This is a genomic window from Olivibacter sp. SA151, from assembly GCF_054130995.1.
This window is the reverse complement of the sequence record NZ_CP096391.1, coordinates 4,921,530-4,946,414: the sequence shown is the minus strand read 5'-3', so window position 1 is coordinate 4,946,414 and position 24,885 is coordinate 4,921,530. Positions and strand designations below refer to the sequence as shown.

Sequence of the window (24,885 nt, the reverse complement as noted above, 5' to 3'; positions counted from 1 at the left end):
TGTTGATATTATGAACGATAGAGAAAATACAGGAAGATACGCCTTAATTACCGGCGGGACCAGCGGTATTGGCTTGGAGCTGGCAAAGTTGTTTGCAGAGAATGATTACAATTTAGTGTTGGTGGCTAGAAACGAGCAGGAGCTGGTTCAGACTGCCGAAGAATTACGTACTAACGGAAGAGAGGTTATTACGGTGGTCGCCGACTTCTTTAACCCGGATGCGCCCTTTTCTGTATACGAGGAAGTGAAGGCTTATGGCATTGATATCGATGTGTTGATAAATAATGCCGGGCAAGGGGTATATGGTAAATTCATAGAAACGGAATTGCAGCGCGAGTTGGACATCATACATCTAAATATTAGTGCTTGTGTGGTGCTCAGCAAATTTTTTATCAAGGATATGGTACAACGAGGTTATGGTAAGATCTTAAATTTATCGTCAATAGCAGGCAAAATTCCCGGCCCTTATCAGGCGGTGTATCATGGTACCAAGGCCTTTATCCACTTCTTTAGCGAGGCAATCCGTAGCGAATTGAAAGATACCGGCGTGACCGTAACATCGCTATTACCCGGAGCAACTGATACCGATTTCTTTAGGAAAGCAGATATGGAAGAGTCAAAGATTGTCCAGGAGCAGGAGTTGGCAGATCCGGCTTTCGTTGCCAAAAAAGGCTACGAGGCGCTCATGAAAGGAGAAGATATGGTGGTCGCCGGGTTTAAAAACAAAATGCAAGTCGCCATGGGAAACTTAAGTACGGACGAAGCGGCAACGGAACGAATGGGTAATATGCAAAAACCGACTGACCAATAAATTAGAGCCGCTGTTCTAAAAAAAAATCACGTCTGTCTTCTTTATAGATCATGCTTATTAATAACGGCCTGTGTATTGGACGCAGAAGAGAGATTTGACTAAGGCACCAAGGGTGTACGCCCTTATTGGAACGATTTTGGCAATAGCTTATCTACCTGTTACTTATAAACATGAATAAACTTTCTTTAAGCGAACCACCTACACAGCCGCGAGGCGGCATTCGGTGGAAACCGATTGGTGACTCAGGCTCGTTAGACGTAGACCCGCGTCTAATGATTCTGGATATCGATTACACAGCGGCTAAATTACTTAATTGTGATCAAAGGAGCGTTAGAGGGTATAATGTTTGGGATGTCTTATGTGCCTCCTTGCCTGCCTATCATCATCAGGTGGTGAATGCAGCGATCACGAACAGGGAAAGGCGTGTTATTCGCACCCGATTAAGTGGAACGAATGTTCCTGTTTTTCTAACAGTAGTACCTAAAAGCAATGGCTGCATGAACATTATGGTATCAAGAATTTCTTAAGATTAGATGCAGTTCGCACGTAAACCCAAAAATAATGGTGCTTAAAAAAGAAACAACGAAAAATGAAGCTGTTCTAAACCTTACCGCTTCGCTTAGAGCAGCCTTGGAAGGAGATGGTGTATTTCAGTCGCTTGTGAAGGAAGTGAAGTTATTGGCTTCTAATGAGGAAGGGATATATAGATTGGAGCAAGTGCTTGTCGATCACGAAGGACAGCTAAAGGAAGTTGTTTTTGATGGCAAACATTATAGATAAATAAATTTTCTTCTAAATTGTAAAGTTTAGTGCCACCACGTTGTCGAGATGACATCGTGGTTTTTTTGTGTCTGATCAAACCAATATAAAAAGCAAAAGTTAACTTATCGCAACTGTAATAATGGTAGGATTCTTGTTTTTATCTATGTGACGTGTTGTTTTTAGTATTTTTTCCAAAAGCCCTTTGCTGTCGTGAGATAACAAAGGGCTTTTTATCGATAATTTAATACGGTACCATTACGCAAAGCTTTATTGAGTTAGGCTGCATAGCAGATTATTCGTCATATTGATATTTCAACACAATCACAGCGAGTGGAGGTAATATTAGGGACAGAGAATGTGTCCGACCATGATAAGGAATAGGGGCAGTTTCAATAATTGCATCGTTTAACACATCGCTTCCATGGTATTTGAGATTGTCTGAATTAAGGACTTCACTATAAAATCCTTTTTTGGGTGCACCTATACGGTAATTTTTACGCACTACGGGCGTAAAGTTAGCTACAAATAAAAGACTATCATCTTGCTCATCACTTTTTCTAATCCAGCTGATAACACTGTTAACGGCATCGTCTATTGCATTCCACTCAAAACCCGCGGAATCATAATTGTGTACATGCATCGCCGGTTCGGTTTGATAAAGCTTGTTTAAGTCCTGAATAAACGCTGCGAGCCCCCGATTGGGCGCTCCAAGAGATTCGTCCCAGCTCAAACCATCATCGTGTTTCCATTCGTGCGACTGACCAAACTCAGCACCCATAAAAATCATTTTTCCGCCCGGATGGCCGTACATGAAAGCGTATAATAAACGAAGGTTAGCAAATTGTTGCCAGGCATCGCCCGGCATTTTCTTTAACAAAGATGCTTTTCCATACACCACTTCGTCATGCGATAAAGGAAGAATAAACTTTTCTGAATAGGCATAAACCATGCTGAAGGTTAATTGACCTTGATGATAACGACGATAAAGAGGGTCTTTTTGAAAGTAAGACAGGGTATCATGCATCCAACCCATCATCCATTTGAAATCGAAACCCAAACCGCCAAGCTGTACGGGGGCTGTTACTCTAGGCCAGGCGGTTGACTCTTCTGCGATTGTAAAGGCCCGTGGACAATATAGATGCACGGCCTCGTTTAGCTCTTGCAGAAATTGAATAGCTTCTAAATTTTCCCTACCTCCATACTTATTCGGAATCCACTGACCTTCGACGCGCGAATAATCGAGGTATAACATAGAAGCAACGGCGTCGACACGTAGGCCATCAATGTGGTACTTTTCTAACCAAAAGAGGGCATTGGAGATCAGAAAAGAACGCACTTCGTTTCGATCGTAATTAAAGATGCTACTTTTCCAGTCGGGATGGAAGCCTTTCTTGGGATCGGCGTGTTCGTAGAGGTGGGTGCCATCAAAATAGCCTAAACCGTGCGCGTCTGTTGGAAAGTGTGAGGGTACCCAATCCAGTATGACACCGATATCGTGCTGATGCAGCGTATCTACGAGATACATAAAGTCTTGCGGCGATCCATATCGACTGCTCGGTGCGAAATAGCCCACAACCTGGTAGCCCCAAGAGCCATAAAACGGATGTTCCATTACGGGCATAAACTCGACATGGCTGAATCCAAGTTCCTTACAATAAGTTGGTAGTTCTGAAGCCAACTGGCGATAGCTTAAAAAGCTTGTGGTATCATCGTTGTGGCGTTTCCATGAGCCAATATGCGTTTCATAAATTTTCAATGGAACGGTGAAGATATCAGTGTGCCTTTGTTTTTCTAGCCACGACTCATCCTCCCAGGCGTAGTTTAAATGGGTGATCCGTGACGCCGTGCGCGGCGGTTCTTCCCAAGCATAAGCGTAGGGATCGCCTTTTTCCGCTTCATAGCCATTGTATCCTCTAATGTAGTATTTGTAACACTCACCTTCCAACCGATCGGGAATAAATAGCTCCCATATTCCGGAATCATCAGGTCTTCGTCCCATCGGATTAGCCGTTCGATCCCAATGGTTAAAATTGCCGACAAGGGATACCTGCTCTGCATTGGGTGCCCACACGGCAAAATGAACGCCTTGTGCATCCATTTCGTTCACATGATGAGCACCCAACTTGTCGTAAAGCTGGTAATGTTTGCCCTGCTTAAACAAGCTGAGATCGAAGGCGGTGAAACGTGATGCGAAGTCGTTATGCGGAGCTGCGTTCATAATCGTTGATTTTATGCCTTAACTTCTTTTAAAATGGATTTAATGCCTCGGAGCGGAACGAGTACCCAGTCGGGGCGATTATTGATCTCATAATTCAGTTCGTATACGGCCTTTTGTAGCAAATATACGTCCATCATGACCTGTAGATCCTCCAACCGGGTGGGTATAAATGCGGCTTCATTAACCTTGTCGAGGTAGGCGCGCATAAAAAAACCGCTCATATAATGGTACCACTGCTCGATAAATGGAGTAAGCGTTTTGATGTCATCGTTTCTGATCTGGTTATCCAGAAGTAGGCTGCCGAAGGCAGCGTAGTGTAAGGAGCGCAACATACCGGCCACATCACGTAAGGGCGAAAACTTCAAGCGCCGTTCACTATAACTTCTAGCCGGCTCGCCTTCAAAGTCGAGTATTAAAAAGTCTTTGCCTGTAAAAAGTACCTGACCTAAATGGTAGTCGCCGTGGATTCGGGTTTTGACGGCATCTATTCGATGCTGATAGATGCGTTTCATGGTGCTGAGGACTTTTTCGCGGAGTAACAACACTTCTTTTGCTTCTTCACGAACCTCTGCACTTAGATTTTCCAGATTTTTTTGAAGACTCTGGAAACTTGCTCGTACCAGTGATTGAAGTGAAGAATACAGGGAACGCTGATAGTGGAGCGAAAATGGCTCGGGTTTAAACTCGGGCAACTCGGTTGGTTTTGCTAAAGCTAAATGCATTTCGGCGGTTCTTACACCTAACAGCCTTACCAGCTCGGCAAGATTACCTTCCAGCAATAGCTTCATATTACCCGGTATCTCTTCAAAATGTAGCGGTAATAATAAATTTCCTCTAACTTCTTCCAGAAGCGAATTGGGGTCCGTATGGGAGAGCACCTTTTCATTGAAGTCGTTTAAGCGATCGAGCATATAAGTCCATCCATCGCTGTTGCTTACGGCCATTTCCTGCATCATGGCTAAAACCATGGTGCGGCCCGATTTAAATTCCCATTGTATTCTACCTAAATAAGCGGGGACGTGCTTGAACCGAGCCGTTCCCGAAAGATAGGCGATCATTTCCACGTCGGGATTAATGATTGCGTCGACCTTTCGATAGATTTTAAGATAAAACGTATTATCGTAAATAATAGAAGTATTGCTCTGCTCTGCACTCAATACACGAGGCCTGGGCCTTGGATTTTCCTTGATATGTTTTTTTACCTTTTTGTTTCCCAAAAAGCTTATTTGTCCGTTTTTTTGACCTATGTGTCGGTTACCAACCATATTGGCGATGATGGCATGCTGCAACTCAATTCCATAAATGGCGTCATAAAGAACGCCTTCCGTGTGGCCTACTTTCAAATGGGCGATTACTGATTGCGGGCAATTGTCTTGTAAACGATAGGAAAATTGCCCCTTGCCGAAAGCTACAGGCAATTGATAGGTTTCCGGTAAGCCATCATGATAGGATACCTCGATAAGCAATAAAAAGGCGGTTCCTTCTTCCAAGCCAATAGTAGCGTGATCAATGATTCGGAAATTTTCAGGTCCCTTGCCTTTTCCTCCAAACCAACGTAATTTCATGATGTAATCCGGTAGAATACGGTTTTCCAGTTGTTCGATAACAGGCTCGTCTAACAGCTCTTTCCACTCGTCTATCTCGATTAAATGTAATCTTGCTTCATCCGCCAGCTCCGGATGTGCTTTTTCGAGTAAGAACACTTGACTTGCATAAGGGCCTAATGTGAAGAAATAGGGTAGATCTTCCTTTATGACAGGGAAGCGGTTGCGACTTAGAATTTCGATTGGCGCAAACCCCTTATAAGTCTCCAAAAATAGCTCCGCGGCCTGCGAAAAACGGGATAAATTGGCCACGACGAGCATGATTTCACTTTCGTATGTCCTTGTAAAGGCTAAAATTTTAGCGTTTTCGGTGTATACGAACTGAATATCGCCACGACCAAAAGCTTTATATTTTTTACGGGTGCTGATCATGCGTTTCATCCACCAGAGTAGAGAAGAGGTGTTGCGCGATTGTAATTCAACATTGACCGATTCATAGTGATATTCAGGGTCTAGAATCAGCGGAAGGTACAATCGTTGCGGATTAGCTTCAGAAAAGCCTGCGTTACGATCGGGATGCCATTGCATAGGGGTACGAACACCGTCTCGGTCGCCCAAATAGTAATTGTCGCCCATGCCTATTTCGTCTCCGTAATAGATTACAGGAGTACCCGGTAATGAAAACAATAAGGCATTAAGCAACTCAATTTTCTTTCGATTGTTCTCTAATAAAGGGGCTAATCGGTGCCTGATCCCTAAATTAATTCTGGCTACAGGATCCTTGACATAAACCTTGTACATATAGTCACGCTCTTCGTCGGTTACCATTTCCAATGTAAGTTCATCGTGGTTCCGCAGAAAAATTGCCCACTGGCAGGTAGGAGGGATGGAAGGCGTCTGTTCAAAAATATCGGTCAGCGGATATCGGTCTTCCATCTGTAATGCCATAAACATCCGCGGCATAATGGGGAAATGGTAATTCATGTGGCATTCGTCTCCGGCTCCAAAATAAGCGGCAGAATCCTCCGGCCACATATTGGCTTCCGCTAAAAGAAGGGTGCCTGGGTAATGTAGGTCTATGTGCTCCCGTAGTTTCTTTAAAAAGGCATGGGTTTCAGGTAGGTTTTCGCAATTAGTGCCGTCTCGCTCAAAAAGGTAAGGGACAGCGTCCAATCGAAAGCCGTCTACCCCCATGGCGCACCAATAATTTAGAATATCGAACACTTCCTTTTGCACCAAGGGGTTGTCGTAATTAAGATCAGGTTGATGATGAAAGAATCGATGCCAATAGTATTGCTGAGCAATTGGATCCCACGACCAATTGGAACTTTCGAAGTCTTGAAAAATAATCCGTGCCTCGGCGTACTGATTGGGATCATCGGTCCACACATAATAATTTCGAAGTCCGGAGCCTTTAGGAGCTCTTCGCGCTCGTTGAAACCACGGATGCTGATCCGAGGTATGGTTGATAACGAGCTCAGTTATTACCTTTAGGCCGCGTTTATGTGCCTCTCTAAGAAGGCGTTTAAATTTTTTGATGTTACCGTATGCCGGATTGATGTTATAATAGTCGGCTATGTCGTATCCGTCATCTCGAAGGGGCGAAGGATAAAATGGGAGTAACCAAATGGCGGTAATACCTAAGTCCTGTAAATAATCAAGTTTTTGAAGCAGCCCTTCAAAGTCGCCCACCCCATCGCCATTTCCATCGCGAAACGCTTTGATGTGCAACTCATATATGATGGCATCTTTGTACCAGTGAAGTTGGTTGTCTAATTGGCCGTTTTTCATAACAATTTATTGAGTTACATAAAAAATATGGGCAGGCATGAGGTAAGGGTTCAGTTCTATATAATTCCATTCGCCAAACCATTCATATTTGTCTCCGCTTAGCAGATCGAATAAATGATAGGGCTTATCAGCATCTAAATGAAGGGCCGATAATGGAATCTTAACGAAGGCTCCTTGGGTATTGAAAAGATCAAGGTTCACGGCAATAATTAACCGGTCCTGCTTGCGTTGATCCGTTTTTACATAACAGATCAACTGGTCATTTTGTACCTCCGCAAACTCAATATTATACGTGTTTTGTAATGCGGGGTGCTGTTTCCGGATGCGGTTAAGTCGTGCAATGATTTCGCCTATCCGCGTATGTGCGTTCCAGTCCCAATGCTTTATCTCATACTTCTCATTGTTTGTGTATTCTTCTTTTCCCGGATGCGCTTCATTGAGACCAAATTCGTAAACCGGACCGTAAATACCATAATTGGCAGAAAGCGTTGCCGCGAGGATGGCACGCATGATATGGGCATTTTCTCCACCCTCACTTAATATGGGAGGTAAGATGTCCGGCGTATTAGGCCAAAAGCATGGCCTAAAGTAGTACCGCATATCAGTTTTTGTGAGTTCATACAGGTATGTTTCGAGCTCCCATTTGGTGTTTCGCCAGGTAAAATAAGTATACGATTGATTGAAGCCTCCTTTTGCCAATTGCTCCATAATGCGTGGTCGGGTGAAAGCCTCTGCTAGGAAGATAGTTGCCGGGTGGTCTTTCCGAATTTCCGGTATCACCCATTCCCAAAAGGCGAGTGCTTTGGTGTGCGGATTATCAATACGGAAAATGCTAATCCCGATAGCAATCCAGTAGGATAGGACACTCTTTAGTTCGCTCCATAGATTTTGCCAGTCGGATGTCTCAAAATCGAAAGGTAGAATGTCCTCATAGCGTTTTGGTGGGTTCTCAGCGTATTGGATGGATCCATCAGGTCGCCATTTAAACCAGTTGGGATGGAGCTGCACATAGGGATGATCGGGGGCGCATTGAAAAGCGATATCCATGGCTATTTCGATATCATATTTCTTGGCTGATATGATCAGTTCCTGGAAGTCTTCTAAGCTGCCCAGTTGCGGATGAATCGCTTTATGTCCGCCATGTCGATTACCGATTGCCCAAGGTGACCCGGGTTCTTCCGGATTAGCGATAAGTGCGTTGTTCTTTCCTTTTCTTTTCACTTCACCGATGGGATGAATAGGAGGGAGGTAAAGCACGTCAAAGCCCATTTTTGCGATTCTCGGTAATAGCCGCTTGACGTCTTGGAAGCTTCCATGTTGTCCCGGTATCTCAGCGGTGGATCGTGGAAAAAGCTCATACCAGGTGCTAAAACCAGCCTTTTGACGTTCTGCCTCAATTTTGTAAACTTGGGTGATAGAAGTAAAGGGCTCTAAGCGGTACTGCCGCATAATGGGTAATGTCTCCTCCTTTAATGTCTTTAGTAAATCCTTTTCTATTGCGCCTTGTCGCAAAACCGTTCCCCACTTTTGCAGTTCGGGGAGTAATAAAGGAAGTTCGGTTGTGGCCTCTTCGAGCAGATTTGCGCCGATTAGCAAATCAACGTAAACATCTTGTTCGGCCTCTACCTTCTTTTGCAAGCCATTGATCCAGGAAGCATAGTGATTGACCCAAGCTCTTATACAGAAAAAGTAAACACCTATCGCGGGAAAGCGGAAGGTTGCTGCCCAATGATCATTGATCACATGCTGCATGGCAACCTCCTGCCACTCGTTTGCATGCTGCGCCTTTATGAAAAGGCTTGCAGATACTTGGTCGTGTCCGTCAGCAAAAAGATCAGCGGTAAAGGAAGTTTCATCATTTATCACTGCTTTTGAGGGATAGGTACCATTATCGATAGTGGGCATCACGTGCGTGATATAAACCCTTTGCCGACCCATTATATTATCCATATATCCATCCCCATTGAAATTAAAAGCTATACTATTCAATAGTGCATCAGAATAGTGCCGGTATCCTTAAAAAGATATAACTCAAAAAAGATTGGTGTTTTTTAGTGCGATAACGTTCCACGCATGTAGGCACCGTCGGGATGAATGAACGTGTTGATGATATAGTGTGCATTTGGAATGATTTTTATATGGTACTGAAAAACTTACACTACTATAGCATAGAAGATGCATGTGTCATATGGTCGACGCTGCCAAAGGAATAGCATTGATGAAGCTAATCCACACAGGCCCTACATAGTTGTTCAATACGGTTTGATTAAGGGCTTGCATATGCTCGCAAGGCCTGCCAATCACGCTTTACTTGGAGAGGTTCTTGTATATAAAAAGGAAAAGCAAAGAATGGTTGTAGACAAATTAAAACCCGGTGATCATATTCGTATCATCGCACCCGCGCAGAGTTTAATGCCCAAGTTAACACAAGAGATGCGCATTCGGGGCGTGAAGAGGTTAGAGGAATTGAGTTTAACGGTAAGCTTTGGAGATCATGTTCATGAAATAGATGAGTTTGGATCAACAACCATAGACAATCGCTTAGCGGATCTACATCGAGCTTACGAAGATAAATCGGTGAAGGCAATTTTAGCGGTATCCGGAGGAACAACATCTAACCAGTTATTGCCCTATATAGATTATAAATTGTTAAAAGACAACCCTAAAATTCTTTGTGGTTTGTCAGATATCACGGCTCTAATAAACGCCGTGTATGCTAAAACCGGTGTAGTGACCTACTACGGCCCTCATTTCAATATGTTGAGTGCGGGAGAAGATCTTGGTTTCTCTCTCGATTATTTTCGCGCATGTCTTTTTGACGATAAGCCGATAAGCCTTAGTCCTTCGCCATTTTACTATAATTCTATTTGGGAACATGAACAGTTGGATAATCCCGGTTATTGGGTAATCAATGAAGGAGATATGGAAGGGAAAATTCTGGGAGGGAATTTCTTAACTTTTAACTTTTTACAGGGCAGCGAGTATCTGCCTGATACAAGTGACAGTATCTTTTTTTTGGAAGACAACGGTCCGGAAGATTATAAAAATGTTCAGAACCAGTTGCAAGCGCTTCTCAATCAACCTAGCTTTAGTGGGGTAAAAGCGCTCGCTATTGGTCGGTTTAAACAAAACTCGATGATGACCAAAGAGATTCTTACGAAAATTATCAAGACAAAAAAGCAACTCGACGGTATTCCGGTTATTGCCAATATCGATTTTGGCCACACCCTTCCAATGATAACCATTCCAATTGGAGGGCGCGCTCGTGTCATAGCCGATCCAACGAATCCGAAAGTCGAATTATTGGTACATTAACAATGCAATTTTCCTTACAATGTTCCATCTGATTTGTATGTGAAGACTAATATACAGCCTCTTAATTCTGTGTCTTCAGGATTTTCTTTGCTAGGGCCCGAAGTAACGGACGACTTATCCGTGACGAGGTATATTTCACGGCCATCAGGGGATACGGCTAAATCGCGGTATCGTAGTTTACCGGCGAAATATTCTTTCGGTTCACCAATAATTTGTTTACCGTCGTTGGACAATTTTAGACGGATTAATTTACCTGCCTTTAAGGTGGTCATCAATAGGCTGTTCTTCCAAGCCGGGATTTGTTCGCCGGTATAAACTTCCAAGCTGCTCGGAGCGACTGATTCCCATTCGGGACTTTGGGAAGAGGTGATGGCTTTAAAGAGATTTTTCAAGGATGTACTGTCAGTAGCGTTAAAGGAATGGAGCGGGTTTCGATAGTTCTTTCCGAGATTAAAAGCAGCTGCTTTTTCATTCCTAATTAAAGGATAGCTGGTATGCCATTTTCCCGGTAAAATAGTCTTGTCAGAGACACCGGCAGCTAACCCGTCGTAATTACCATCATCGTATCCGATTATTAAGGGATGCCCATAATTTTTCCCCTTTTCAATTAGGTTTATCTCATCATCCGAAAAGGGACCATGTTCGCAGGAGTAAATTCGCTCTTCACCATTAATAATCGCATGAGCAAGGCCCTGCGGATTGCGATGTCCGATACTGTAAATTGCATTTTGTCTATTGTTTTCATTAAAAGGGTTATCATTCGGAATCCATTGGCTATCCTGCTCTTTGTCGCCATCCGGTTCTACGTTGTAGCGTAAGATCTTTCCTTCTTTTATTCTTGGATCCTTCGCATAGTTGGTGCGTCCACCATTATCGAATTGTCCGGCTCCGAGATCGCCGATACTGTAAAACAAGAAATAGCGATCACCTTGACGTGAGATCATTAAACGCCCACCATTGTGATCGTTACTTCCCGGTATGTCGTCGTCTATTGTTTGCGGACTTTCGAGCTTATTTTGCTTTTGGTTATAAGAATAACGGACAATCTTTGTTTTGAAGAAACAGCCTCTGAAATGCAAAGCACAACCCTTACCTTTTTTCTCAGTCCCCTCGAAAGCATAAATGAAAGCCACATATACATAAGGCTTCCCTTGTAAAAAATCAGGGTGTAATGACATACCCATCAAGCCTCCTTGTGGCCAAGGTTTACCACCCGTGTTTTTGAGGGTGTCATATCGGGGGAAACGGCGCTCGTCGTTTAAATCCAATACGACCGCTTGTTTGCCTGAACTTGGATCAATCCTACAAACTCGATACCCCTTTGACTCGGTGACCCACAAATGATCATCGGGACCATAGAGGATCTCCCATGGATCGGCAAGATTTTTAGCGATAACACGCCTCGTAAATGTCGGCTCTTCTTGATAACTTGAAAGCGGTAAGGTAAAGAATAAAATAATAGACAAAACGTGAAAATTCATATAGAATAGATTAGAAGCACTTAGTGTCTAGATAAAATCCGTCCAAAGTGGATTATATGAGTAAAAGGTCTTTATTTCCAAAAAATTGCTTCCGTGAGTCAGTAATAACCAAATAATACAACATCTTAAGAGGCGCGAGTATGGTGGTTTTAGGACACAGAAAAAATCTTGCCGGAAAAAATGGATAACAGCGTATATCGACACGTAGTCCATTGCGTTGCGATTTTTTTATTATTTCAGTAATCTGGCAAAAATTACAATCGGGGCACGGATCGTGCACATATTACTGATATAAAATGAATTGCCTATGAAAAAGTATTTGATTTTTGCGTTTGTGTATTTGACGATAAGCCATTTCGTCTTATCGTGCAGTGATGATGATGACACCAACCCGGTGATGATGGATAACCAAACTTTTGTTTCGACGGCTGCGAGCAGCAATCAGTTTGAAATTATGGCAGGAGCACAGGCCGTTGAAAAAGGGAGTGCTGAAGCCGTACGAAGTTACGGTGAGCATATGGTGAACGATCACGGGAAAGCGGGTGAAGAGTTGAAAGCGATAGCGGAGACGCAGGGCTTTACGGTGCCGATGGAGCTCGCAGCGAAGGAAAAGGCGAACCTAGACCAGTTGACACCACTTACGGGAGAAGCTTTTAACAAAGCTTTTGCGCAGATCATGGTGAAATCGCACGAAGATGCGGTTTTGTTATTTTCCGAGGCAGCGAGTCAGAGCGGTGTACCGAACAGTGCTTTGAGGACTTGGGCGAACGAAAAATTGCCGACCCTTGAAGCGCATTTGGAAGATGCGAAAGCTTTGAATACTCAAATTAATCCCTAATTTCTTTCTAATTCTTCAAGTCGGAGGAGCGCCACCAAGTGCTCCTTCTTTCGCTTAAAAAAATTAAAGTAAATAATGAAAAAGAGTAACGATGATAAGTTTATACCGATGACATCGGTCAATAGCAATAGCGGACAAGAAGTTACCAAGGATGTGTTTTACTATACCAATCAAATTGTTAATATTGTCATGATTGGTGAGGTTGGAAAAGAAGGATGGGTTTTGGTGGATACCGGTATGCCGAAGTGTGCAGACGAAATGATAGCGGTGGCTCGATCTCGTTTTGCCGAACATCCTCCCGCAGCTATCGTGTTGACCCATGGGCATTTTGATCATGTGGGAAATGTAGTCGACTTATTGACCCATTGGCCCGATGTGCAGGTTTTTGCGCATCCCTTGGAATTCCCTTACTTAACAGGGTTACAGGACTATCCAGAACCGGATACTTCAGTGGAAGGGGGTATGTTGGCGAAATTGGCGGCCATTTATCCACATGAATCGATCGATATTAAGGAACGACTGCTCCCTTTACCGGAAGACGGCCAAGTACCTTTTTTATCGGATTGGCAATGGATACATGTACCGGGGCACGCTCCGGGTCAAATAGCTTTGTTCCGAGAAAGAGATCGTCTTTTATTGTCTGCCGATGCCATTGTGACGGTAAGGCAAGACGCACTCTATAAGGTGTTGATACAAAAAAAGGAGATTAATGGGCCACCGCGATATTTGACGACTAATTGGAAAGCAGCCTATGATTCGGCTGTGAAGCTTCAGCAACTAAAGCCTGCTACGTTAGTTGCCGGTCATGGCGAGGCGATGCAAGGAAAGGACTTAACGATGGGCTTGGATCGTTTAATTACTGAATTTGACGAAGTAGCCATACCAAAACATGGTAGATTTGTGGACTAAAACTAAGTAGGCAATGGCGCTGAAACCCATTCACTTGCTCTCTGTTGATCTTCCAGTCGATAAGTTCGGATTTCACCGTGTACCAAGGGACTGAGTATGTCGTAAATTTTACGAACCCATTGTTGGTCGGATACGATGGCCATTCGATTCCATTTGCTAAAATGTTCAAAACTGACTTTAATATATTCTAAAAGGGCCTGAAGATTGTAATCTTCAAAACCCGTTTCTAGCAATACAATAAAATTGATTTGAGGATAAGCTTTCGCAACCTCGGCGATACGCTGCACTACAATTTCTTTGTATTCTTCGCCGTTAACTTTTCCTTGCGCCCGATAAGCCACCACATGTGGTGGAAAATTATCCATTAATGCTAACATTTCTTTTCCGTTGTTTTGCTGAAGTATATATATGTTGATCACCTGGTTTTGGCATAACAATCCGTTGCGACTCGCGAACGGTAATTAAACCGGAGATGCATAATCCGATACCCATCAGCAGATGAAAAGCATAGGTAGTTTCTGAAAATAAATATAACCACGGCGATAAGGCCAAGTAAGCACCACCAAAAATATCGGCATATAAATGTATATCCATTGGTATGGTTTTCCGTACACCTCCCTCATAATTCGTTAACAAGGACATACCCAAAATCATTACACCAAACAACATACACAACACAGTAGCCGGTCGCTCCTCGCTAAAATGGAAAAGAAAGGGGGCAACTATTAGCAGTAAGGCAGCGCCATAATCTAATACGGCGTGCAGTATTCGGGGGAAGATTCTTACTAGCATAATATTTCAATTTTTTGGTCACATGAGTGAATTTCGTAGATTCAAAAAGCAGGCTGCCTTTTATGGGAGGCAGCCTGCTAGTTTAACTTAAGACACCGCCCTGAGCCACGCCATGTTGACTGGCGGGCACGGTACAGAGGCCGGCAATAATGGAGAATACACCGACGATGAGATGAGGCAAAAATACCTGATCACTGAAATTAAGCAGCCAAGGCGATAAGGCCAATAATATGCCCAAGATGACATCCATTACCAAATGCGTTGACATCGGAATAACCTTGGCAACTCCGCCTTCATGTCGGGTAAGTAAAGCCATACCCAATACTAAAACACCGGCAATGATAGCACTGTACTTTGCCCCCGGGATATGGGAAAAACCCAGTAAGGTAGGAGCAAGAATTAATAAGATTCCCACTATATAGTCTAACATAGCGTGAACGCGTCTACTGATAAATTTCATATATTATCTTTTTTGTTTATCATTTGTTCAGCTTGGGCATAACCTTCTCTAATGGGGGGAGCTAGCATAGGTTCCTCGCCCATGGGTGTGCCATGCTCGTAGGTAAAAACGCCTTTGCCGTCAATGGAGGTTCCATCGGTCCATCGAGCAATCGGTTTTTCGGGCATATTAATATTAGTAGAAATAAAGGAGTAGGCAACGGAGCTAACTTCTTCTTCCTGCGGAAAGCTATTCGGAATAGGATGCGCGCTTGGGCCACCTAATTCCTCGAGAACGGCTAGCCACTGATTTTGATGCATGGTATCACGCGCAATCAAAAAGGCTAGCATGTCTTTCATGCCTGGATCGGTAGTTGATTCCCATAAACGCGTGGCTAAGGTACGCCCGGTAGCTTCTGCCATCACATTTGCGTGCATGTCTGCTGCTAGGTTACCACTTGCTACCACCCAAGAGCCGTTAAACGGTACACCGTTGGCATCGGCAGCCATAGCCGCTAAACCGGCAGAAAGGTAGTGGCGAGGGTCCATCCCTCCCATGATCTGTTCAACCACCGGATTGGACGACACCACTTCGTCAATAATAGAACCTTTCGCTCCCTCCAGGTTTAAGGCAACGGCCGTACACAACATCTCGATGTGCGAAATTTCTTCCGTTCCCGTCTCCAAAAGCATGTTCCTGTATTTTGCCGGTCCCCGGTTGCCCCAAGCTTGGAAAAGATACTGTAGACATACTCTAATTTCTCCTTCGATACCGCCGATTGCCTGTTGTAACAAACGCGCGAATTGCGGGTTGGGCTTATCAACCCGAACCTTGTACTGTAATCTTCTGTCATGAAAAAACATAGCTGATTCTCTTTTAGTTAAACTATTGGATTGAACTATGATAATATCATGCCGTATCGATAATGCCCCCGAAATGGACATTATGATTCTGCAATAGTGGGACCGGACGAGTGGATTATACTAGGATAATATCTATTTATTAGGACGTAGAAAAAACCTTGCCAAAAAAGTGCATGGGTATGAGGGGTAACCGAGGCGTAGTTTCATACGACCAAACATGTATCTATTAAAGGCCGAGGAGGGTTTAAGGTGTTTTCGGTAATGGAAGTGTAATAACGAATTCACTGCCCTTCCCGTATTCGCTAACAACGTTGATTCTACCATCGTGTCGTTCAATGATCTCCCGGGAAAGATACAGCCCGATTCCTAACCCTGCTATACCCGAAGTATTATCGGCACGATAAAATCGGGTAAAGACTTGTTGTTGTTGAGAAGATGTCAATCCCATGCCTTCGTCTCGGATGCTGATGGTAGCAACGGTTTCTTTCTTTTCGCATTGGACAAAAACCTCATTGGCGTTCGGTGAATACTTAACGGCATTGCTTAAGAGGTTAATGATAACCTGTTCGATTCGTTGTTTATCGGCTTTAATGGTAATCGGGTATGCGGGGCGGTTCAACGAAATATCGTGGCTATTGACGGAAAAGCGAAAAGACTCTACGGTTTCTTGGACCAGCTCGCCGAGATCGAACAGTTCGGTATTAAACTGAAGCTTACCGGCTTCGATTTTGGAAATATCCAATAATTCGGACACCAATTTGTTTAGTTTGTCTAATTGTTTTACGCTTTTATCAACAAACAGAGACGCCATTTTACTGTCGGGTTTCTTTTCCAACAATTGCAGATAGCCGTAAACGCTTGTAAGTGGTGTTTTAAGCTCATGACTGGCTAATGCGATAAACTCATCTTTCTTTGCGCTTAAGGCCTTGACCTCTTCGAATAACCTGGAATTGTCAAGGGCGATGGCTGCTTGGGCTGTGATGTTACTGATCAAGCTTTCATGGTGTACATTGAACTTGCCGGGCTCCGGATGTCCTAAAAACAGTCCGCCCATCACGGCCCCTTTGGCAGAAATAACCGGAGCCGCCAAATAACTTACGACGGGAAGATGGCCATGCGGCATTCCGTAGTAGGGGTAGTTTTGGCCGTAACGGGAATCTTTTCTGATGTCGTCGGATCGTACAATCTCATTGCCGTTGAAGGTTGGGTGAAGCAGGGGTGTGTCGCGCGGCATTTCCAAATGCTTAAGCGCTTCCGCTGGATAACCCGATACGGTAAATCGGGTTTTTATTGTTCCATCTTCATCAACTAAATGGTAAAAAAATGCACCAAAGGCTGCGCCGGTCACTTCTTTACTCGCGTCTGTCACTTGTTGTAAAGTGCTCTGTACATCCAATTTCGAAGAAATAGCCCGGCTGATAGAATTGAGGGTTTCCAAATCCCGCGTGTACTGATAGATAGCATTTTGCACCTTCACTTCTTCCGATATATCTCGGGCGATTTTGGATGCACCTATAATTTTGCCTTGCTTGTCCCTGATCGGGGACACGGTGAGCGATATAAGTATTTCCTTTCCGTATTTATTGAGTCGTACCGTTTGATAATGGTCAACTTTTTCTCCTTTACGGACCTGCCCTAAAATATAGTCTTCCTCACTTAAGCGCGGTTTGGGGATTAAAATGGTAATGGATTTCCCAATTACTTCTTCTGCTGTATAGCCGAAAAGTCGCTCAGCACCAATGTTCCAACTAGTAATGATACCCTGAAGGTCTTTACTGACAATAGCATCATCCGATGATTCGACAATGGATGAAAGGAAAGCTTGCCGCTCTTCCAAGGGGGTACGGTCACTGATGTCAACTAGTGTAGCGTGAGTGCCGGTAATTTCACCAGCGGTATTATAAAGCACCTTGGGAAACACCAAGAGTTTTCGGTTTGTCCCGTCAGGTCGTTCAATGATTACTTCGGATTGATCGGTGGGATTTAGACCCTTGGCCGTTAAAGCAGTCGGAAATTCTTCCTCAGCTAATTTTTTTCCATCGAGGCTATAAACCTTGTAAGCACCACTCCAACGGTCTTTTTGCAGGTTGGGCGTTCGGCCCCAAAGGGTGGCTGCAGCAGTATTATAAAAAATAATGGTGCCTTCGGTATTACAGGCATAAATAGCCACCGCTGAGTCGTAAACCAAATTGTGCAACAAAAAGTCGGCATTCCCAAAAGGGTTGTACGCCGCATTTGTAAAGGAGTCTCCCATTATTTAACCTAATTTCTTTGAACTGGTTTGTAAATATAGACTATTTCTGTAATAGCCCAAGAGCTGGACGCCGAAATCATCACAAATTAAATGCCGAAAATTTGTGAAGCGTAAACACTGTTTTCTGAATTTGAATTAAAACAATTATGACTTTATGATTAGAATCAATCAGTCAATTATTACGTTATATAGAAAAATCCAACACCGAAGCTGCTTAAATTTGTTATAGTTCTAGCAAAAGCTGATATACAAAGGTGGGTCCAAATTGAATGATCATAAAAAGTTATCCATGACTAAAGAAAACAGTAACCCCTTAGACGGACTGAGTGTTAACACCATCCGTTTCCTGGCGACCGATATGGTGCAACAGGCAAATTCGGGCCATCCCGGGCTTCCGCTGGGAGCCGCGCCCATGGCATATGTTTTATGGAATCGTTTTCTGCGGTTTAATCCGAAAGATCCTAAATGGCCGAATCGCGACCGCTTCATCCTTTCTGCCGGCCACGGCTCGGCATTATTGTACAGTTTATTGCATTTATACGGATATGATCTGCCGCTGACTGAACTGCAACACTTTCGGCAACTGGGATCAAAAACACCCGGCCATCCGGAATCGGTGTTGACTCCGGGAATTGAGGTGACTACCGGTCCGCTAGGGCAGGGGTTTGGAAATGGCGTGGGAATCGCTATTGCTGAGCGGTTTTTAGCGACGAAATACAATAAAGAGAGCTACGATTTAATAGATCATTATACCTATGCGATTGTTAGCGACGGCGATTTAATGGAAGGGGTCGCTTCAGAGGCGGCATCTTTAGCAGGACACCTCAAGTTGGGCAAGCTTATTTATTTATATGATGATAATGCGATTTCCCTCGATGGGCCGACCAGCTTGGCCTTTACAGAGGATGTGCCTGCACGCTTTAGGGCTTATGGCTGGCAAACCTTAACGGTAGAGGATGGCAATGATCTGGATGCCATTGAGCAGGCCATTTTAGCAGCGCAGGCTGAAACCGAAAAACCCTCTTTAATATCCGTTAAAACGATTATCGGTTATGGCAGTCCGCAACAGGGAACGAATAAGGTACATGGCAATCCACTGGGTATCGAAAATCTAAAGAAAACGAAGGAGTTTTTGGGATGGGACCCGGAGAAAAACTTTTTTATACCGGAAGAAGTGAGCGATTACCTTTTGGGCCGAGGACAAAAAGGAGCTGAATTGCAACAGGCATGGAACGAGCAATTTACATCTTATAAAGCAGTTTTTGAAGTAGAAGCGAAGGACCTTGAAATTAGCTTTGAAGGTGAATTGCCAGCGGGCTGGGATAATGGGATGCCTACTTTCAATGCCGGGGATGCGCTAGCAACCAGAGAGGCTTCGGGAAAGGTATTGGAAGTATTGCGCCAAAATATAAGCTGGTTGATTGGCGGCTCAGCGGATTTAGCAAGTTCGAACAATACGCCTGTTAAAGGCGATGAAAGTTTCCAGCCGGGACATTACGACTTACGCAACATTTGGTTTGGTGTCCGCGAACACGGTATGGGCGCAATATTAAATGGTATGGCCTCTTACGGGGGTACGCGTGTCTATGGCGGTACCTTTTTGACATTTTCGGATTATATGCGAGGAGCCATTCGTTTGGCAGCCTTAACGAAAGCACCGGTCACCTATATATTTACGCATGATAGTGTTGCCTTAGGTGAGGATGGCCCTACGCATCAGTCGGTTGAACATGTTTCGGCTTTGCGGTTAATCCCCAACTTGACGGTCATACGGCCGGCAGACGCTTTTGAGACGATAGCGGCCTGGAAAGTTGCTATGAGTCGACTAAAGGGGCCGGTAGCACTCATTTTGTCGCGACAGAAGTTACCGGTTATCGATCAGCAGCGTTACGCTTCCGGCGATAACTTAAGCAAAGGCGGCTATGTCTTAAGTGACACCGATGGTACCCCTGATATTATTCTTATAGCCACGGGGTCGGAGGTGCAACTCGTTTTAGAAGCGCAGGAGCAACTGACGAAGGAAGGCATTGGCGCCAGGGTTGTCAGTATGCCTTCCTTTGAACTGTTTAATCAACAGGATCAGGCCTATCGTGAGCAGGTTCTGCTACCTCATGTAACCATACGGTTAGCCGTGGAAGCAGGTGTGACGCCACTATGGTATCAGTATGTTGGTGCAAACGGAGATGTAATAGGCATCGATACCTTCGGTGAATCGGGTGAAGGCAAAGCGGTGATGACACATTTTGGTTTTACTGCCAGGCATGTTTACGATCGAGCTCTTAAGTTGTTGAAGCGTTGAGTAGGGAATTAGTTTAGTAATTAAGTAGTGATGAATTATAATTGATGAACGAATGAATGATGAGTGATCAGTTGTGAGTTGCCCATTGTGAGTTGTGAGAAAGGTTCGAGCGACTGATAACCGAAAGCTGATAGCTGATTTCCGATGGCTTCTCGCCACGGAAGGCAGCATGCATACCTTTGGAAATAGACACAAATAAATAATTATTATAATGAAACCTGCATGAGCTACCGCTCAAAAAAGAGCGTGATTAACGCGGCTCATGCAAGCTGAATTGCCACTAAAAGTCTAATTTAATCAGATGAAACCATCATGATTTATTCAAACCACACAGGGGTATGAATGAATCTGATAGCTTCATCGCCACTAAAAGTCTAATTTAATCAGATGAAAAATCCATTAGCAAAGATCCCTGATTTCGGCCAAAGTATATGGTTGGATTATATCAAAAGATCGTTTATTCAATCCGGTGAATTGAAGAAATTGATAGACGAAGACAATTTAAGAGGAGTTACCTCAAACCCTGCAATTTTCGAAGAAGCGATTGCACGTAGTGAAGACTATAATGATACCATCAGTGAATTGGGAAAGACGGATATGTCGAATGAGGAAATTTTTCTCAAAATGGCTATTGAGGATGTTCAGCATGCCGCTGATGTTTTTAAGGGGGTTTACGAACAGACCAAAGGACTGGATGGCTACGTAAGTCTAGAGGTTTCACCCGGTTTGGCATTGGATACCGAAGGCTCTATTGCAGAGGCACGATCGTCCTGGAAAGCACTTGACCGTCCGAATGTGATGATTAAAATTCCCGGCACAAAGGAAGGCTTGCCGGCCATTAAACAGTTGATAAGCGAAGGCATTAATATCAACGTAACGCTACTTTTTGGTTTAGACCGATATCGCGAAGTAGCGGAAGCTTATATTGCAGGATTAGAAGAACGGGCAGAAAGAGGAGAACCCCTGGAAAAAGTAACCTCGGTAGCAAGTTTCTTTTTAAGTCGCATCGACACGATGGTAGATACGATGTTAGACGAGGTTGCTGAAAATGATCCGAGTAAAGCTACAGCGGCAAAGCAGATTAAAGGACAGGTCGCAATCGCAAGTGCTAAAGTGGCATATAGTATTTATAACGAACTTTTTATGTCTGATCGTTTTCTGGAATTGGAAGCCAAGGGTGCTAAACCACAGCGTTTGCTATGGGCCAGCACCAGTGTGAAAAACAAAGCCTATGATGATCTAATGTATGTTGAAGCACTTATCGGCCCACAAACGGTAGACACCTTGCCAAAAGAAACCTTGAATGCCTATCGCGATCATGGCAACCCCGCAGCACGCTTAAAAGATGACCTTGAGCACGCACGTTATACGCTGTACAAATTGGAAGATATTGTTGGCATTAAGCTTTCAGATGTTACGCAACACCTGGAAGAAGAAGGGATTCAGAAATTTATTAAACCTTTTGATAGCTTGATGGACGTGCTTGCACAGAAACGCAAGGAGGTGGTTTCCTAATGCCTGAACACAATAGCACCATTAAAGCACTCTTTCTGGATATAGGAGGAGTGTTTTTAACAAATGGCTGGGATACAGAAGCTCGTAAAGAAGCAGCAATCAAATTCGGACTTGATTTTGAGGAACTGAATGGAAGACATCGTATCATCTTTGACGCCTATGAGTCAGGTAAATCTACTTTGGACGAATATTTGACTTTGTTAATATTCTATAAACCACGCAATTTTACACGAGAGGATATTAAAGCATTTATGATGCAAAAGTCGCAACCTTATCCCGAGATGATCGAATTGATCCGTACCATAAAACGGAAGCATCATCTTCTCACCATCGCCGTGAATAATGAAGGCAGGGAATTGAACGACTACCGCATTCAGCAATTTGACCTAAAGAGTTTTATTGATGTTTTTGCCTCTTCTTGTTTTGTGCATATGCGAAAACCCGATATGGATATGTATCAACTTGCAATCGATCTGGCACAGGTAAAGCCTGAAGAAATCGTCTATTTAGACGATCGCCCGGTCTTTATTGAGGCGGCTTGCCAACTGGGTATACAGGGTGTTGAACATGTCGATGTAGCAACGACGAAATCAGCTTTGGCTCAGTACGGATTAATATAGTATTGTTAAGTGGTTGAGTAGGGCGATGGTTAAGTAGTTGTTAACGCACAACGCCCTACTCAATTCTTAATTGTTCGCTGTTATTGTTAGCTATCAGTAATCAGCTGTCAGAAATCGGCTTTCGGCTATTCCGAGTTATAAGTTCTACGTTATAGGTTTTCGGTAGGGGCATCTGCTACTATAAGGCCGTAAGCTATAGGCTCTAAGCTCTAAGCTGTAGGGGCGTACCGAATTACCCTATCCAGTTATAAGTTCTATGTTATAGGTTTTAGGTAGGGACCTCTGCTAATGTGGTAACCATTATCACATTGGCTCATTCGCCAGCTGTCAGTAATCAGCTTTCAGTCGCACCAGCCCTTATCACATCGTTATATTGGCTCATCGGCTAACCGACCGTAGGAAGCTCATGAGTGCCGAAAAAGCAAGCACTTACGAATAATTGTCACACTGGCTCATCGGCTAATTGTCACACTAGCTAATTGGCTAATTGTCACATTGGCTCATTGGCTAGTTATCACATTGACCAATTAACGTCTCAACAACTTAACTATTTCCCTACTCAACAACTTAACTACTCTTCTATTCAACTATTTTTCTTTACTAAGGTTAATCGTGATCGAGTGTTCGTCCAAACCTTCAATGTGCTCATCGGTAAAAATGTCTTTTGATTTCTCCTGAATGGCAGTGAGTAAATCCTCTGCCGATCCTTCGTAGTCTACTAAGATCACAGAGCCGGATGGACTGAATTTCATCTTGGTACTTTCGACTCCCTTGCACGTCTCAACCTGCTCGTTTAGCTTTTTAAGATTCGTGAGGTTAATACCGGAAATATTAATGGTCGTAAAATCTTCTTCCGCACTTTCCTTTTTCTTAAAAAAGCCTAACACTTTATCACCGGTTCCTTTTGTTTTATCGGCTGTGTTAGATGCTTTTTCTACTTTGTTTAATGCTTGGTCTACTTTATCAAATAAACTTTGCGCTTTCACGCTGGCCACACACAAAAAAATCAGGGGGGCACAGCAAACAATTAACTTTTTCATAATCCAACTTGTTATTTAATACGTTTCTGTTTGTTCAGGTAAAGGGCTAATAAAATACTTTATGGACTCTTTCTGTAATACACATTAGCTTAACAAAATTGCTTGATTCCGTATGGTTCTACAATCCTCATAAATGAGTTATTTTTTCTACAGGTTTTCCGGTAGTTTAGATCGTTTATTGCTCAAGAAAATGAACAAGATGAATAAGCGACTTTAGATCATGATTTTTCGACTTTCACTGCCGTTCCTTGTCAAAATATGCGTGATTCTCAGCTAAGTGATGAAAATCGTCATGATGAAACTTGAGGTTCTGAATTATAGGAAATAAACCGAATTAGATATTTTAGCCTTCTTTTAACTTAATTCGTTTAATAATTTTATGCGTATTTTAACAATTAACCGTAACTGCTTAATTTTATGTGTCTTGTTCATATTGATCTTCATTGGCGGATGTAAAAAGGATGATCCCGTCAACCCGACCCCGGAAGTTCCGTCACTTACAATGGCCCAACTTTATCAACACGCTATTTTGGATGCAATGGTAGCCGATAGTTCGGAAGTCATTGACACACTTTGGCAAATTTCGAAAGAGAACACGGCGCTGCAATGGAAAACAATCAATGGGAAAGACTATGTTTTATTAGCCAGCTTTATGCGCTATCCGAACAGCTACCCGGTAGGAGATTCCATTACGAACGTATGGGGCGAATCTTGGGTCTTTATTCCTCAACAAATGAAAGCGCGCATTGGCAAAGACTTACAGACTACCAGTGATACGACCATGCGTATCTGTCAGCTCTTAGGTCTGCCTCCAGCCAACGAAAGAAGCAACACACATATTGCGGAAATGTGGGTAAACCCCGAACGCCTGTATCGACCTGCTGGAGATCCGAGAGTTGCTACACGGACAGCAGGGGCAGTATTAAGTAATAACGTTTCAGAAACTTATAACACTTGGTTCAATAATTATATTCTTTTTGCTTATTATAGAACCCTCTCCGGTTCTGCTGATTTTCATTATCCTTGGACTCGCTTAGGTTATACGTATGATTGGGCTCCTGACAGCCCCGAAGTCGGTCTGAGTGAATACGTACTTCAGGCAAGCTCGGGGGCTTGGGTCGAACGTGTAGCTCCGGTCGGAAGCTATTTTTGATAGCCTTCGTAATACACCTGACAATCTAAAAGCAAAGCTAATGGCTTTGCTCCTTGAATAAAAAAGAAGGCCTCTCTTCTTATACACGGGGAAAAATAATTATCTACGAATTAGTGTTTCTTGGCTAAAATCTGAACAAAATGAACAAAGGCCATGTGTGCACTTTTTTGTTCGTTTGTACCTGAATTGGTGGTGTTTTTTTAAGCCATAGTAATGGCCTGAACTCAAGTTATCAATTATA

20 protein-coding genes are annotated in these 24,885 nt (G+C 43.5%); 10 read left to right on the top strand and 10 right to left on the bottom strand.

Annotated elements, in window-relative coordinates; translation table 11 throughout:
- Positions 1-10 precede the first annotated feature (10 nt).
- The 3 genes from M1D52_RS20230 (at position 11) to M1D52_RS20220 (ending at position 1,591) form a co-directional block, all read left to right on the top strand.
- Complete coding sequence (locus M1D52_RS20230; protein ID WP_437393156.1) at positions 11-811, top strand: SDR family NAD(P)-dependent oxidoreductase; 801 nt, start codon at positions 11-13, stop codon at positions 809-811.
- 170 nt (positions 812-981) lie between these two features.
- Positions 982-1,338 (top strand): nitrogen regulation protein NR(II), encoded by a 357-nt coding sequence (locus M1D52_RS20225; RefSeq protein ID WP_437393157.1) that lies wholly within the window; start codon positions 982-984, stop codon positions 1,336-1,338.
- Positions 1,339-1,372: 34 nt separating this feature from the next.
- Positions 1,373-1,591 carry a hypothetical protein gene (locus M1D52_RS20220; RefSeq protein WP_437364397.1) on the top strand — a complete coding sequence of 73 codons (219 nt, stop codon included), beginning with the start codon at positions 1,373-1,375 and terminating at the stop codon, positions 1,589-1,591.
- Positions 1,592-1,865: 274 nt separating this feature from the next.
- Here the strand turns inward: M1D52_RS20220 and glgB are convergent, their stop codons facing one another.
- The 3 genes from glgB to M1D52_RS20205 are packed head-to-tail and all read right to left on the bottom strand — an operon-like array spanning position 1,866 to position 9,076.
- Positions 1,866-3,791 (bottom strand): 1,4-alpha-glucan branching protein GlgB, encoded by a 1,926-nt coding sequence (gene glgB, locus M1D52_RS20215; RefSeq protein ID WP_437393158.1) that lies wholly within the window; start codon positions 3,789-3,791, stop codon positions 1,866-1,868.
- Positions 3,792-3,802: 11 nt separating this feature from the next.
- Positions 3,803-7,126 (bottom strand): maltose alpha-D-glucosyltransferase, encoded by a 3,324-nt coding sequence (treS, locus tag M1D52_RS20210; RefSeq protein ID WP_437393159.1) that lies wholly within the window; start codon positions 7,124-7,126, stop codon positions 3,803-3,805.
- A 6-nt stretch (positions 7,127-7,132) separates the two neighbouring features.
- The gene (locus tag M1D52_RS20205; RefSeq protein ID WP_437393160.1) at positions 7,133-9,076 is read right to left on the bottom strand and encodes an alpha-1,4-glucan--maltose-1-phosphate maltosyltransferase; all 1,944 of its coding nucleotides are present in this window, start codon (positions 9,074-9,076) and stop codon (positions 7,133-7,135) included.
- 330 nt (positions 9,077-9,406) lie between these two features.
- Here M1D52_RS20205 and M1D52_RS20200 point away from each other — a divergent pair, with 330 nt between their 5' ends.
- Positions 9,407-10,441 carry a S66 peptidase family protein gene (locus M1D52_RS20200; RefSeq protein ID WP_437393161.1) on the top strand — a complete coding sequence of 345 codons (1,035 nt, stop codon included), beginning with the start codon at positions 9,407-9,409 and terminating at the stop codon, positions 10,439-10,441.
- A gap of 14 nt (positions 10,442-10,455) precedes the next feature.
- Here the strand turns inward: M1D52_RS20200 and M1D52_RS20195 are convergent, their stop codons facing one another.
- Complete coding sequence (locus M1D52_RS20195) at positions 10,456-11,922, bottom strand: PQQ-dependent sugar dehydrogenase (protein WP_437393162.1); 1,467 nt, start codon at positions 11,920-11,922, stop codon at positions 10,456-10,458.
- Between the two features lie 307 nt (positions 11,923-12,229).
- On the opposite strand from M1D52_RS20195, the gene M1D52_RS20190 reads away from it, so the two are divergent.
- Both M1D52_RS20190 and M1D52_RS20185 read left to right on the top strand, forming a co-directional pair.
- On the top strand, positions 12,230-12,760 hold the full coding sequence (locus M1D52_RS20190) for a DUF4142 domain-containing protein (RefSeq protein WP_437393163.1): 531 nt from the start codon (positions 12,230-12,232) through the stop codon (positions 12,758-12,760).
- Between the two features lie 75 nt (positions 12,761-12,835).
- Entirely contained in the window at positions 12,836-13,669 is an 834-nt protein-coding gene (locus M1D52_RS20185; RefSeq protein ID WP_437393164.1) for an MBL fold metallo-hydrolase, read from the top strand.
- A 2-nt stretch (positions 13,670-13,671) separates the two neighbouring features.
- On the opposite strand, the gene M1D52_RS20180 is transcribed toward M1D52_RS20185, so the two are convergent.
- The 5 genes from M1D52_RS20180 to M1D52_RS20160 form a co-directional block, all read right to left on the bottom strand.
- The gene (locus M1D52_RS20180) at positions 13,672-14,046 is read right to left on the bottom strand and encodes a SpoIIAA family protein (RefSeq protein WP_437393165.1); all 375 of its coding nucleotides are present in this window, start codon (positions 14,044-14,046) and stop codon (positions 13,672-13,674) included.
- Positions 14,027-14,461, bottom strand: coding sequence for an SPW repeat domain-containing protein (locus M1D52_RS20175; protein WP_437393166.1), 435 nt, complete (start codon positions 14,459-14,461; stop codon positions 14,027-14,029). The genes M1D52_RS20180 and M1D52_RS20175 overlap by 20 nt, the downstream gene beginning before the upstream one ends.
- An 82-nt stretch (positions 14,462-14,543) precedes the next feature.
- The gene (locus tag M1D52_RS20170) at positions 14,544-14,921 is read right to left on the bottom strand and encodes an SPW repeat domain-containing protein (RefSeq protein WP_377612684.1); all 378 of its coding nucleotides are present in this window, start codon (positions 14,919-14,921) and stop codon (positions 14,544-14,546) included.
- A complete protein-coding gene (locus tag M1D52_RS20165; RefSeq protein WP_013665466.1) occupies positions 14,918-15,763 on the bottom strand; it encodes a manganese catalase family protein in 846 nt (281 codons plus the stop codon). Before M1D52_RS20165 ends, M1D52_RS20170 begins: the two co-directional genes overlap by 4 nt.
- A 244-nt stretch (positions 15,764-16,007) precedes the next feature.
- On the bottom strand, positions 16,008-18,017 hold the full coding sequence (locus tag M1D52_RS20160; RefSeq protein ID WP_437393167.1) for a PAS domain S-box protein: 2,010 nt from the start codon (positions 18,015-18,017) through the stop codon (positions 16,008-16,010).
- A 289-nt stretch (positions 18,018-18,306) separates the two neighbouring features.
- Here M1D52_RS20160 and tkt point away from each other — a divergent pair, with 289 nt between their 5' ends.
- The 3 genes from tkt (at position 18,307) to M1D52_RS20145 (ending at position 22,451) form a co-directional block, all read left to right on the top strand.
- Positions 18,307-20,316, top strand: a complete 2,010-nt coding sequence (gene tkt, locus M1D52_RS20155) for a transketolase (RefSeq protein ID WP_437393168.1) — start codon at positions 18,307-18,309, stop codon at positions 20,314-20,316.
- Between the two features lie 387 nt (positions 20,317-20,703).
- Positions 20,704-21,831, top strand: coding sequence for a transaldolase (gene tal / locus M1D52_RS20150; protein WP_377612674.1), 1,128 nt, complete (start codon positions 20,704-20,706; stop codon positions 21,829-21,831).
- On the top strand, positions 21,831-22,451 hold the full coding sequence (locus M1D52_RS20145) for an HAD-IA family hydrolase (RefSeq protein ID WP_130856359.1): 621 nt from the start codon (positions 21,831-21,833) through the stop codon (positions 22,449-22,451). Before tal ends, M1D52_RS20145 begins: the two co-directional genes overlap by 1 nt.
- Before the next feature lie 587 nt (positions 22,452-23,038).
- Here the strand turns inward: M1D52_RS20145 and M1D52_RS20140 are convergent.
- The gene (locus M1D52_RS20140) at positions 23,039-23,491 is read right to left on the bottom strand and encodes a hypothetical protein (RefSeq protein WP_130856360.1); all 453 of its coding nucleotides are present in this window, start codon (positions 23,489-23,491) and stop codon (positions 23,039-23,041) included.
- A gap of 379 nt (positions 23,492-23,870) precedes the next feature.
- On the opposite strand from M1D52_RS20140, the gene M1D52_RS20135 reads away from it, so the two are divergent.
- Positions 23,871-24,644 (top strand): hypothetical protein, encoded by a 774-nt coding sequence (locus M1D52_RS20135; RefSeq protein ID WP_013665472.1) that lies wholly within the window; start codon positions 23,871-23,873, stop codon positions 24,642-24,644.
- Positions 24,645-24,885: the final 241 nt, after the last annotated feature.

Coding starts and splice junctions, on each gene's coding strand:
- M1D52_RS20140 (WP_130856360.1), bottom strand. CDS start 23,491: ATGAAAAAGTTAATTGTTTGCTGTGCCCCCCTGATTTTTTTGTGTGTG.
- M1D52_RS20175 (WP_437393166.1), bottom strand. CDS start 14,461: ATGCTAGTAAGAATCTTCCCCCGAATACTGCACGCCGTATTAGATTAT.
- M1D52_RS20165 (WP_013665466.1), bottom strand. CDS start 15,763: ATGTTTTTTCATGACAGAAGATTACAGTACAAGGTTCGGGTTGATAAG.
- M1D52_RS20200 (WP_437393161.1), top strand. CDS start 9,407: ATGCTCGCAAGGCCTGCCAATCACGCTTTACTTGGAGAGGTTCTTGTA.
- tkt (WP_437393168.1), top strand. CDS start 18,307: ATGACTAAAGAAAACAGTAACCCCTTAGACGGACTGAGTGTTAACACC.
- M1D52_RS20185 (WP_437393164.1), top strand. CDS start 12,836: ATGAAAAAGAGTAACGATGATAAGTTTATACCGATGACATCGGTCAAT.
- M1D52_RS20160 (WP_437393167.1), bottom strand. CDS start 18,017: ATGGGAGACTCCTTTACAAATGCGGCGTACAACCCTTTTGGGAATGCC.
- M1D52_RS20190 (WP_437393163.1), top strand. CDS start 12,230: ATGAAAAAGTATTTGATTTTTGCGTTTGTGTATTTGACGATAAGCCAT.
- M1D52_RS20170 (WP_377612684.1), bottom strand. CDS start 14,921: ATGAAATTTATCAGTAGACGCGTTCACGCTATGTTAGACTATATAGTG.
- M1D52_RS20180 (WP_437393165.1), bottom strand. CDS start 14,046: ATGTTAGCATTAATGGATAATTTTCCACCACATGTGGTGGCTTATCGG.
- M1D52_RS20220 (WP_437364397.1), top strand. CDS start 1,373: ATGGTGCTTAAAAAAGAAACAACGAAAAATGAAGCTGTTCTAAACCTT.
- glgB (WP_437393158.1), bottom strand. CDS start 3,791: ATGAACGCAGCTCCGCATAACGACTTCGCATCACGTTTCACCGCCTTC.
- tal (WP_377612674.1), top strand. CDS start 20,704: ATGAAAAATCCATTAGCAAAGATCCCTGATTTCGGCCAAAGTATATGG.
- M1D52_RS20145 (WP_130856359.1), top strand. CDS start 21,831: ATGCCTGAACACAATAGCACCATTAAAGCACTCTTTCTGGATATAGGA.
- M1D52_RS20135 (WP_013665472.1), top strand. CDS start 23,871: ATGCGTATTTTAACAATTAACCGTAACTGCTTAATTTTATGTGTCTTG.
- M1D52_RS20205 (WP_437393160.1), bottom strand. CDS start 9,076: ATGGATAATATAATGGGTCGGCAAAGGGTTTATATCACGCACGTGATG.
- M1D52_RS20230 (WP_437393156.1), top strand. CDS start 11: ATGAACGATAGAGAAAATACAGGAAGATACGCCTTAATTACCGGCGGG.
- M1D52_RS20225 (WP_437393157.1), top strand. CDS start 982: ATGAATAAACTTTCTTTAAGCGAACCACCTACACAGCCGCGAGGCGGC.
- treS (WP_437393159.1), bottom strand. CDS start 7,126: ATGAAAAACGGCCAATTAGACAACCAACTTCACTGGTACAAAGATGCC.
- M1D52_RS20195 (WP_437393162.1), bottom strand. CDS start 11,922: ATGAATTTTCACGTTTTGTCTATTATTTTATTCTTTACCTTACCGCTT.